At 67.6% G+C, this 11,088-nt stretch carries 6 protein-coding genes and 1 pseudogene; all 7 read right to left on the reverse strand.

All coding sequences use genetic code 11. The features are described 5' to 3' along the window. Window positions 1-218: pseudogene (locus sphsw_RS04905) on the reverse strand (hypothetical protein); the annotation flags it as partial. Between the two features lie 183 nt (window positions 219-401). Continuing rightward, window positions 402-2,288 carry a ribonucleoside-diphosphate reductase subunit alpha gene (locus sphsw_RS04910; protein ID WP_409349135.1) on the reverse strand — a complete coding sequence of 629 codons (1,887 nt, stop codon included), beginning with the start codon at window positions 2,286-2,288 and terminating at the stop codon, window positions 402-404. Window positions 2,289-2,695: 407 nt separating this feature from the next. Next, window positions 2,696-5,368 (reverse strand): EAL domain-containing protein, encoded by a 2,673-nt coding sequence (locus sphsw_RS04915; RefSeq protein WP_042466592.1) that lies wholly within the window; start codon window positions 5,366-5,368, stop codon window positions 2,696-2,698. A 76-nt stretch (window positions 5,369-5,444) separates the two neighbouring features. Then, window positions 5,445-6,443, reverse strand: a complete 999-nt coding sequence (locus sphsw_RS04920) for an inorganic phosphate transporter (RefSeq protein WP_031394897.1) — start codon at window positions 6,441-6,443, stop codon at window positions 5,445-5,447. Between the two features lie 162 nt (window positions 6,444-6,605). Beyond that, window positions 6,606-7,724 (reverse strand): DUF47 family protein, encoded by a 1,119-nt coding sequence (locus sphsw_RS04925; RefSeq protein ID WP_031439632.1) that lies wholly within the window; start codon window positions 7,722-7,724, stop codon window positions 6,606-6,608. A gap of 145 nt (window positions 7,725-7,869) precedes the next feature. Continuing rightward, window positions 7,870-10,134 (reverse strand): TonB-dependent receptor, encoded by a 2,265-nt coding sequence (locus sphsw_RS04930; RefSeq protein WP_081874138.1) that lies wholly within the window; start codon window positions 10,132-10,134, stop codon window positions 7,870-7,872. A gap of 217 nt (window positions 10,135-10,351) precedes the next feature. Beyond that, on the reverse strand, window positions 10,352-10,975 hold the full coding sequence (locus sphsw_RS04935) for a glutathione S-transferase (RefSeq protein ID WP_031439634.1): 624 nt from the start codon (window positions 10,973-10,975) through the stop codon (window positions 10,352-10,354). Between the last annotated feature and the right edge of the window lie 113 nt (window positions 10,976-11,088).

Genomic DNA, 11,088 nt, shown 5'->3' on the forward strand with positions numbered 1-11,088 from the left:
CGGGCCTGGTCGGTCCAGTCGCCATTGGGTTCGAACATCCCGCCGGTCGAGCGTGCGCCGACGCGGATGCTCGGGCGGATCAGGAGGATGGTCCTGCCGCTGCCGGGGGGCAGCGTGAAGCCGGTCTTCTGCGCGCTTCTCTGGCGGGCGGCGGCGGGTGGCGCGGGCGTGAGGGCCAGCAGCATGATCGCCAGACGCGTCGCGAGCCTTGTCCCCATCGACGCCCCCCAGCGCGCTGTCCCGGCGACCGGGCTAGGCCGCGCGCACGGGGGCGACAAGCCGCAGACCGGCCCGCTTTGGACCTAGGCGGACGTACCCACGAAAAAGCCTGTCGCGCGGGGAGCGCGACAGGCTGTTCGATCAGGCGGCGGGCGGGCTCGCCACGGTGATGGGTCGGGGGCTTACTGGCAGGCGAGGCACTCGTCATAATCCTTCGATTCCACGTCGATCTGACGCAGGTCGATGGTGTTGTCCGCCTCGACCCCGCCCGCAAAGCCGGCGCGCTGCACCGACTTCGAGCGGAGATAGTAGAGCGACTTGATGCCGAGCTCCCAGGCGCGGAAGTGGAGCATCAGCAGGTCCCACTTTTCCACGTCGGCGGGGATGAACAGGTTCAGCGACTGCGCCTGGTCGATGTACGGCGTGCGGTCCGCGGCGAGTTCGAGCAGCCAGCGCTGGTCGATCTCGAAGCTGGTCTTGTAGCAGTCCTTTTCCTCGGTCGAGAGGAAGTCGAGATGCTGGACCGAACCGCCCTGTTCGAGGATCGAGTTCCAAACCGCGTCCGAGTTCTTCGACTTCTCGGCGAGCATCTTCTCGAGATACGGGTTCTTGATCGAGAAGCTGCCCGAGAGCGTCTTGTGCGTGTAGATGTTCGCCGGGATCGGCTCGATGCACGCGCTGGTGCCGCCGCAGATGATGCTGATCGACGCGGTCGGCGCGATTGCCATCTTGCAGCTGAACCGCTCCATCGCGCCGACATCGGCGGCGTCGGGGCAGGGCCCGCGCTCGATCGCGAGCTGCATCGAGGCTTCGTTGGCCTGCGCGTTGATGTGCTTGAACATCCGCAGGTTCCACGACTTGGCCATCGCGCCCTCGAACGGGATGCCGCGCGCCTGGAGGAAGCTGTGGAAGCCCATGACGCCGAGGCCGACCGAACGCTCGCGGCCCGCCGAATAGGCGGCGCGTTCCATGCCGGGCTCGTGGCGGTCGATATAGTCCTGCAGCACGTTGTCGAGGAAGCGCATCACGTCCTCGATCAGGCCCTTCTCGTCCTTCCACTGATCCCAGGTTTCGAGGTTCAGCGACGACAGGCAGCAGACCGCGGTCCGCTCGTTGCCGAGGTGATCCTTGCCGGTCGGCAGCGTGATTTCCGAGCACAGGTTCGAGGTCGAAACCTTGAGGCCCAGTTCGCGGTGATGCTTCGGCATCGCCTTGTTCACGTGATCGGCAAAGACGATGTAGGGCTCGCCGGTCTGGAGACGCGTCTCGACAAGCTTCTGGAACAGCGAGCGCGCGTCGACGGTGGCGCGGATCGCCTGGTCCTTCGGGCTGCGCAGATGCCATTCCTCGCCGTTGCGCACCGCCTCCATGAAGGCGTCGGTGATCAGCACGCCGTGGTGGAGGTTCAGCGCCTTGCGGTTGAAGTCGCCCGAGGGTTTGCGGATCTCGAGGAATTCCTCGATCTCGGGATGCGAGACGTCGAGGTACACGGCCGCCGAGCCGCGGCGCAGCGAGCCCTGCGAGATGGCGAGGGTGAGCGAATCCATGACGCGGACGAACGGGATGATGCCGCTGGTCTTGCCGTTGAGGCCGACCGGCTCGCCGATGCCGCGGACATTGCCCCAATAGGTGCCGATGCCGCCGCCGCGCGAGGCGAGCCAGACATTCTCGTTCCAGGTGTCGACGATGCCGCCGAGGCTGTCGGGGACCGAGTTGAGATAGCAGGAGATCGGCAGGCCGCGGCCGGTGCCGCCGTTCGAGAGAACGGGGGTGGCGGGCATGAACCAGAGCTTCGAGATCGCGTCGTAGAGACGCTGCGCATGGCCGGCGTCATCGGCGTACGCAGACGCGACGCGGACGAACAGGTCCTGATAGCTCTCGCCCGGGAGCAGATAGCGGTCCTTGAGCGTCTCCTTGCCGAATTCGGTCAGCAGCGCGTCGCGGCTGTGATCGACCTCGACCGGGTAGATCTGCGCGCGCACGGAATGGCTGTCCTGCGCCTGGCGCGGTGCCTTGGGGGCCTCTGCTGCGGGCGTGTCGAGGGTCTGTTCGATGGTGTCGGTCGTCATGTCGCTATCCCGGCTGCTGTCTCTGAAATCCAAAAGACCGCTCCTAAAATTCTGTAATCGTTCGAATCGGGAGCATATCCCATGCTATCATCGGGCAGATCAAAAGCAGAACAAAAACTGATCGGCAGCGCGTGGTCACGCCTGTCGACAATCAGGGTGGCAGCCCGAGGGGCGCACCATGTTCTACCAGAGATAGGGCCTGCCGCTGTAAGTAGCCCCCAGATACTGTGCCAATCCCGCAGCGGGTGCAAGCCGCTAGTTGGCCCGTTGCGGCCCTGCCCGGGGTCGATGGGGGTATCGCGAGGCGGCGGCGGCGGCGCGACGCGTGGATCTGCGCCGGGTTCGCGATACGCAAGCGGATTTCGCGCCTTTCGAAATATTTTCGAGCGAGCCGCGCGCGCCCGCGGTCAGCCCGCGCGGCGCATCCCGCGGACCAGCGGCGGGGGGCCGAGCCGTTCGATATCGACCGGATGGTCGAAGGCGAGCCCGGCGCGGCCGTCGCGCAGCCAGCGAATCTGCGCGCCGATCATCTGGCCGTCGACGAGCTCGATCGAGACCCCGGCGCCGGTCGGATCGCCGCGGACCATCAGCCCCTCGACCATCGCGCCGCTGGTCGAGATGTCGCGGACGCGGACATCGACGAGCGTATCCTCGACCAGCAGCCGCGCCGAGCGCAGCATCCGCACGCGCGGCGCACGGCTGGTCTTGAACCCGGCGGCGGTCGCCACCCCCGCGGCGGTGGAAAGCTGTTCCATCACCACCTCGTTGAGGACCGGGCGGCCATAGACATAGCCCTGGATATGGCTGCAGCCGAGATCGCGGACCAGCGCGATCTCGTCCTGCAGCTCGACGCCTTCCGCGGTCGTCTCCATGCCGAGCGTGTCGGCGAGCATGACGATCGCCTTGATGATCGCGGCATTGCGGTTGCCGGGCTCGGCCGCGCCCTTCACGAACGACTGGTCGATCTTGATCTTGTCGAACGGCGCGGTGCGTAGATAGCCGAGCGACGAATAGCCGGTGCCGAAATCGTCGAGCGCAAGCCGGACGCCGATTCCTTTCAGCGCCTTGAACATCTGGTCGGACGATGCGCTCTCGTCGAGGAAGACGCCCTCGGTGATCTCGAGCTCGAGCCGGTTGGCGGGCAGCCCGGACTGGGCGAGCGCGCTGGTGACGAGGGCGGGGAGCGCGGGGTTGGCGAACTGGATCGGCGAGACGTTGACCGCAACGCGGACATCGGCGGGCCAGCGCGCGGCGGCGTTGCACGCGGTGCGCAGGACCCAGGTGCCGATCGCCTCGATCAGCCCGCATTCCTCGGCGATCGGGATGAAGTCGGCGGGCGACACGGGGCCGCGCGTCGGGTGGTTCCAGCGGATCAGCGCCTCATAGCCGACGATCCGCGTCGATTTCGTGCTGACGACGGGCTGGTAGCAGAGGTGGAACGCGCCCTCGGTGACCGCGATGCGCAGATCGTCCTCGAGCTGCTTGCGCGATTTCGCCCCCGCCAGCATGTCGTCCGAATAGAAGCGGTGGACGCCGCGGCCATCGGCCTTGGCCGCATAGAGCGCGAGATCGGCATTGCGGATCAGCGTCTCCGAATCCTTGCCGTGCTGCGGCGTGATCGCGATGCCGATCGAACAGCCGATCGAGACCGACGCACCGCTGATGAAATAGGGTTGCGACAGCGCGAGGATGAGCTCGCGCGACAGGGTGCTGAGCGTGTCGCGGTTGTCGACGCCGGGCAGGACGACCTGGAATTCGTCGCCGCCGAGCCGGCCGACCAGCCCTGCGTCACCGACGACGCGCGTGAGGCGCTGCGCGACCTGTTTGAGCAGCAGGTCGCCCGCCTGGTGGCCGAGCGTGTCGTTGACCGCCTTGAACCGGTCGAGATCCATCAGGAACAGCGCGGTCGGGCGGTAGGGCCCGGCCTGCTGCGCAAGCGTCTTGTCGAGCGACAGCCGCATCCGCTGGCGGTTGGCGAGCCCGGTCAGCCCGTCGAACAGCGCGAGGCGGTTGATCTCGGCATCGGCCTTGCGCTTTTCGGTGAGGTCGAAGCCGGTACCGATAAAGCCCTGGAAGCGGCCGATCTCGTCGATCACCGGTCGGCCCGACATCGACCACCAGCGCTCGGGCGCGGGGTCGGCGGCGGCGCAGACGGAATAGTCCGAGAAGGAGGTGCGCGACGACAAATGGAAGGCGAGCGTGCGTTCGGTGCCCGGCGCCTCGCTGTCCATGCGGAACAGGTCGGTGAGGATGCAGCCGACCAGCCCGGACGACGGGTCGCACCCCTCCTCCGGATCCGAGGGCGGGGGGAGCGCGTGCGCCATCTTGGGCGAAATATAGGTGATGCGGCCGCGCCGGTCGGCTTCCCAGAACCAGCCGGGGCCGTAATTCTCGAACTCCGCCATCAGCTTCATCGCGAGCCGGCCCTCGCTCGACTGGTCGGCATGATCGAGCGCGAGCGCATAGTCGATCCGCGCCATCCGGTAGGCGACCGCGGCAAATCCGGCAAAGGCGGCGATCGCGACGACCGGCGCGATCCCCACGCCCGACAGCAAGGTCAGCATCAGCGCCAGGCCGATGCCGAACCCCAGGGTCGCGGCGCGCACGGCGTAAAGCGTGATCGCGGTGACGCTGATCGCGCCGACGATCGCGACCAGCCCGGCGAGCTCGATCGGCCCGCCCGGCAGCTCGACGGTGACCCAGAGCAAGGACAGGAGCACGGCGGAGAGCCCGGCGGCGCAGGTCGCTAGCACCGCGTTGCGGCGATGGATCGGCCATTCGCGCAGCGTCCTGCTGCGCACCGTTGCAAAGGCCGCGCCGGACAGCAGCGCGATCACCCCCGCATGCACCGCCACTGCGGCGATCAGCGCCGGCCGCGCCGCCAGCGAGACGCCGAAGACGATCGCCGCGGCGACCAGATGCGCAATCAGCGCGACCGGCCAGACCGCGCCGACCTTGGCGAGGCGGACATGCTGCGCGGCGCTCCACGCATCCTCGTCGCTTTCGACGAGCCCGAACAGGATGAGGCTCGTGGCGTCGGGATGATCGCGGAGGGGAATGGCGGGGGAGCGCGAGAACATTGCGCAAGCGTACCGCATCAGCGGTTGCGCAATTGCCCTCCGATCATGCTTAACAGATCGTAAGCGCCTGCATTTATCAGATAAATAGCCCGGTCAGCCAATAGGTCGCCGCCCCGATCGCGGCGGCGGCGGGCAGCGTCACCGTCCAGGCGATGATGATGTTGCTGGCGACGTTCCAGCGCACCGCGGACAGGCGTCGCGCGGCACCCACGCCGACGATCGCGCCGGTGATGGTGTGCGTCGACGAGACCGGCACGCCCCAGAAGGTCGCGGCGAACAGCGTGATCGCGCCGCCGGTCTCCGCGCAGAAGCCCTGCGCGGGGGTCAGCCGGGTGATCTTCGACCCCATGGTGTGGACGATCCGCCAGCCGCCCGACAGCGTGCCGAGCGCCATCGCCGCCTGGCAGGACAGCACGACCCAGAAGGGCACGTGGAACTCGCCGCCGAGCAGCCCCTGCGAATAGAGCAGCACCGCGATGATCCCCATCGTCTTCTGCGCATCGTTGCCGCCGTGGCCGAGCGAATAGAGCGCGGCGGAGATCAGCTGGAGCTTGCGGAAGCGCTTGTCGACGCCGAGCGGGGTGAGTTTCAGGCTGGTCCAGGCGACGAGCAGGACGAGCAGCAGCGCGAGCAGCAGGCCGACCGCGGGCGAGACGAAGATCGCGCTGACGGTCTTGATCACGCCGCTCCAGACGATCGCGCCGAAGCCGATCTTGGCGACGCCCGCGCCAAGCAGCCCGCCGATCAGCGCGTGGCTGCTGCTCGAGGGGATGCCGAGCACCCAGGTGATGACGTTCCACGCGATCGCGCCGATCAGCGCGGCGAAGATCACCTGCGCGTCGATCACCTGCGCATGGACGATGCCGGTGCCGACGGTCTGCGCGACGTGGAGGCCGAAGACGGCGAAGGCGATGAAGTTGAAGAATGCCGCCCAGAGCACCGCATATTGGGGTTTCAACACGCGCGTCGAGACGACCGTCGCGATCGAGTTCGCAGCGTCGTGTAGCCCGTTGAGGAAATCGAACAGCAGCGCGATGCCGATCAGGCCGATGAGGACCGGGAGCGAGAGGATCATGCGGCTGCCCCGAACGCGGTGTTACCACCCCGGCGAAGGCCGGGGCCCAGCTGGAGAGGTCGCGGTAACGGTGCGCTGCCCTCGGCCATGGCCGTCCCCCAACTGGGCCCCGGCGTTCGCCGGGGGGGTGTCACGGGGGAGGCTTCGGGCCGAAACGACACGTCACGCATGGTCGATGACGAGTCCCTGGATCTCGTTGGCGACGTCTTCGAAGCGGTCGACGATCTTTTCGAGGCTCGAATAGATTTCGCGGCCGATGATGAAGGCCATCGGGTCGGCATGGCTCTTCGACGCGGCGAAGAGCGCGCGCAGGCCGGTGTCGTGGATGTCGTCGGCATGACCCTCGATCTGGATCAGCCGGGCAGTCAGGTCGTGGAGGCGGCCGGCATTGCTGCCGAGCGAGCGGAGCAGCGGGATCGCCTCGGCGGTGATCCGCGCGGCCTCGACGATGATGCCCGCCATGTCGCGCATCTCGGGCGCGAATTCGGTCACCTCGTACAGCGCGATCGCGTTGGCGGTGCCGTTCATCTGGTCGATCGCATCGTCCATCACGCCGATCAGGTCGGTGATCGCGCTGCGGTCGAACGGCGTCACGAACACGCGGCGGACGTCCTGCAGGACCTCGCGCGTGATGTCGTCGGCCTCGTGTTCGCGGCGCACGATCTCGGCGATCTGGCTTTCGATCGAGCCTTCGCCGTGGAGCAGCCGGGCGAGCGCGTCGGCGCCCGCGACGAGCGTCGCGGCATGCGCGTCGAACAGCTCGAAGAACCGCCCCTGCTTGGGCATGAGTGCCTGGAACCAGCCCAGCATCGGAAAACGCCTCCTCATTCGTGACCGCAGCACCGGCAGCACGCGTTGTTCGAACGCCACCGGGATCGGTGGCTTTCGGAATCCTCGGATCAGAGCCTTGAGTTCGGGCTCGTCGACCGCGGCGGCGGCCTTATCAGGCGGAAACCACCGTGTCTCGCGCTGATCCCGCTCGGGCCAGTCGGCGACCTGTTCGACGACCTGCATCGGATAGACGCTGACGATCATCGGCCGGAGACGCCCGCTGCGGCGCCGCTTGTCGTAGCTAAACTTGCCGACCGCGCTGGGGCAGGGGATGCCGCGAATCCCGGCTTCCTCGAACGCTTCCTGCGCGGCGGCCTCGTGCGAGGCGAGGCCGGCAATCGGATTGCCCTTGGGAATCACCCAGCGGCGCGTCTCGCGCGAGGTGATGAGCAGGATCTCGGCGGATCCGTCGGCGGTGATCCGGTAGGGCAGGGCAGCGATCTGACGGATCGGTCGGGTCCTCGGGCAAGGTCAAACCCGATGTCTGACACGCACCGCGCGCGAGCGCCAGACGCTCCGCAAGGGTGGCGTGGCGGATGAACCGCCACGATCCGCAAGGGGATGGCGTGGCGGGGTTACCGCCACGCCGGCTTTGTCAGCGGAACTTGCCGCTGAGCGAGACGCCGATGATCCGCGGTTCGTTGAACACCGCGGCCATGTAGTTCTCGATCACGCCCTTCAGGTTCTTCTCGCCGGTGATGTTGCGCGCGAACACCGCGAGTTCATAGGCGTCGTCGGGCGCGGCATAGCCGATCTTCAGGCCGCCTTCGAAGTTGCCGTTCGCGGTGAACTCCTTGGTCTTGTAGAGCACGAACTGCGTATAGCCCTGGATGTTGAAGTCGCCCGCGATGAACGCGCGACCGCCATTGCCGAGCGGCTGGTCGTAGCGTGCGGTCAGGTCGACATTATACTCCGGCGCATTGGGCAAAGGCTCGCCGTCGATCTTGACGAGGAAGGTCGTGCCGAACGCGCCGGGGACGGGGCGGACCGCCGCGGACGGCGTGCAGACGACCGCGTTGTTGAGCGCGCAGATCTGCACCTCGGTCGTCTTGTCGCGAATCGCGCTGTGGAGCAGGCTGAGCCCGGCGCCGAGCGTGAGGTTGGGAACGGGCTTCCAGTTCGCCTCGGCCTCCATGCCGTATGCCTCGGCCTTGTTGCCGTTGAACAGGATGCCGTTGCCGTTGAGATCGTTGCCGTTGAGCTGGATGTCGTTGACGCGGTAGCCGAACACGGTCGCGTTGAGGCTGAGCGTGTTGTCGAGCAGGCGGGTCTTGATGCCCGTCTCCCACGACAGGATCGTCTCCGAGTTGGCGGTCGAGAAGTCCGAGTTGAACACCGCCGAGCGGCCCTGGATCGTCGGTCCGCGGAAGCCCTGTGCAATGCGCGAGTAGAGGCTGATGTCGGGGCTCGCCTGGTAGAGGAGGCTCGCGTCCCAGCTCGGCTTGGTCGCCTTCAGCGTGACGTCGGTGCGGAAGTTGGCCGGATACTGGCTGACACCGGCGACGGTCTGGACCGGCTTGAGCAGCTGCGTGCGCTTCTTGTCCTCGGTGATGCGGCCGCCGGCAGTGAGCGTCAGCCGGTCCATCAGCTCGTAGCTGATCTGGCCGAAGCCGGCCCAGGAGGTGTTGACGTCGTGGAGGCGGACCCAGTTGTTCGGGTTGCGCTGTGCGGTCGTCAGGAAGAAGGTCCGCTGGTAGAAATCGGTGATGTCGCGCGTGTCGAAATACAGGCCGCCGACCTGCCAGTTGAAGCGGCCGCCCTGCGTGCCCGACAGACGCAGCTCCTGCGACCACTGGTCGAGATCGCGGATCTGGCCCTGCGACTGGCCGAAGCCGTTCGCCAGGCCGCGGACGGGGAAGTTCGCGCCCGCGCCGCCATCGGTGTCGCCGCGGCTGAACCCCGAGGTCGTCTCGTACGCGGTGATCGAGGTCAGCGCGGCAGGACCGAAGTCGTAGGTCGCGCGGACCGAGCCGCCATAGGTGGTGTAGCTCTGCGGATTGTCATTGCCTTCGTCGAGCGCGACGATGTTGCGCGGTTCGGCCTGGACGTCGTTCGAGCCCTTCTTCAGCGCGGCGCGGTGGAACAGCGTCGAGGTGCCGTCATACCAGCGCGCATGGCCCGACAGGTCGAGCGAGAAGGCGTTGCCCGGGGTCAGCGCGAGCTGGACGCGGACGTTGCGGTCGTCGAAGCCGCCCATCGCGTTCTTGCGCGGGGTCGCGGTGCTGTCCTGCGTGACGCCGGCATAGACGTTGTCGACATAGTTTTCGCGGTGCTGGAGCAGCGTCGAGACGCGGATCGACAGCAGGTCCTTGATCAGCGGGCCGCCGACGCCCGCGTCGACGCTGACGCTGCCATAGGTGCCGACCGAGGCCGAGGCGCGGCTGTCGAAATCGTTGGTCGGCTTGATCGTGTCGAACTTGATGATGCCTGCGGTCGTGTTGCGGCCGAACAGCGAGCCCTGCGGGCCGCGCAGCACCTCGACCTGGCGGACGTCATAGACCGGGTTCGACTTCAGCACGACATGCTCGAGGATCACGTCGTCCTGGATGATCGTGACCGGCTGCGACGCGCCGAGGTAGAAATCGATGTTGCCGAGACCGCGGATGTAGAAGCGCGGGAAGATGCGGCCGGTGGTCGTCTCGACATAGAGGCCGGGGACGCGGCCCGACAGCGACAGCAGCGTGTCGTCGCCACCCGCCTGGAACGCACGCAACGCATCGCCCGAGGCGACGCCGACCGACAGCGGCACGCGCTGGAGATTCTCCGAGCGGCGTTCGGCGGTGACGACGATCTCGCCGAGGCCGTCTTCAGCGGGGGCGGCAGCAGGGGCGGTGGTCGTGTCCTGGGCGGCGGCGGGCATCGCGGCGAGCAGCAATGTCGCGGGTGCGATGCCGCGCAGGAGCGACGTGGTCAGACGGGTGCGTGTCACGGTGATATTCCCTGGATGATCTTCTTGGTTTTACCGAAGGGACACCCGACGAGCCGCGCGCGCCGATCGCGGCCACCCCCGTGGACCGTGATCGCCGTCGCGCGGCTCATGCTGTCGCAATGCCCCCCGGCGATGCGCTAGGCGCGGATCATGTTGGAAAAATGACAGTCGGCGCATCCGGCTGCCACGGCGTGACTCTGGTCATGACGGCGGCGAAGAGCGGCGAGGCGAGGTAGCGGCCCAGCCAGTCGTGGAGTGCGGGGAGGGGGAGCGTGTCGAACCAGGCGCGATCGGTCTGCGCGAACTGGCGGACGAACGGTAGGATCGCCATGTCGGTCAGCGTGACGCGGGGGCCGGCGAGGTGGCCGGTGGCTGCCAGCCGCGTGTCGAGTTCGGCGAGGATCGCGGTGGCGGCGGCGCGGTGCTCGAGCGGGTCGGTGCCGTGGCGATCGGCATATTTGTAGCGGTCGAGATGATGCTTGAACGCGCCGTCGTTGGTCGCGATCAGATCGGTGTCCTCTCCGGCGAGCCAGTCGAGCGGATCGGCTGTGGCGAGCGCCCAGTGCATGATGGCGAGGCTCTGGTCGATGACGCGGCCGTCGGGGAGGACGAGGACGGGGACGGTGCCCTTTGGGGAGGCCGCGAGCATCGCGGCGGGCTTGTCGCGCAGGACGATTTCGCGGAGCTCGACCGCGATGCCGCTGGCGACGACCGCGCTGCGGGCGCGGATTGCGTAGGGGCAGCGGCGGAAGCTGTAGAGGATGGGGAGCATGGGTTGGGTATAGGGGGCGGGGGGCGGCGCGTCTCCGGGCTGGTTCGCGCGCCGTCGCTCGCGAGGGTTTCTGCTGGCTCCTTGCGCTCGCCCCACCCCGGCGGAGGCCGGGG

The organism is Sphingomonas sp. FUKUSWIS1 (genome assembly GCF_000733135.1).
Lineage (GTDB): Bacteria > Pseudomonadota > Alphaproteobacteria > Sphingomonadales > Sphingomonadaceae > Sphingomonas > Sphingomonas aerolata.

What these genes read in the sequence shown, in the direction of transcription:
- sphsw_RS04930 (WP_081874138.1), bottom strand. Translation starts at nt 10,134, where the DNA reads ATGCCCGCCGCCGCCCAGGACACGACCACCGCCCCTGCTGCCGCCCCC.
- sphsw_RS04910 (WP_409349135.1), bottom strand. Translation starts at nt 2,288, where the DNA reads ATGACGACCGACACCATCGAACAGACCCTCGACACGCCCGCAGCAGAG.
- sphsw_RS04920 (WP_031394897.1), bottom strand. Translation starts at nt 6,443, where the DNA reads ATGATCCTCTCGCTCCCGGTCCTCATCGGCCTGATCGGCATCGCGCTG.
- sphsw_RS04915 (WP_042466592.1), bottom strand. Translation starts at nt 5,368, where the DNA reads ATGTTCTCGCGCTCCCCCGCCATTCCCCTCCGCGATCATCCCGACGCC.
- sphsw_RS04935 (WP_031439634.1), bottom strand. Translation starts at nt 10,975, where the DNA reads ATGCTCCCCATCCTCTACAGCTTCCGCCGCTGCCCCTACGCAATCCGC.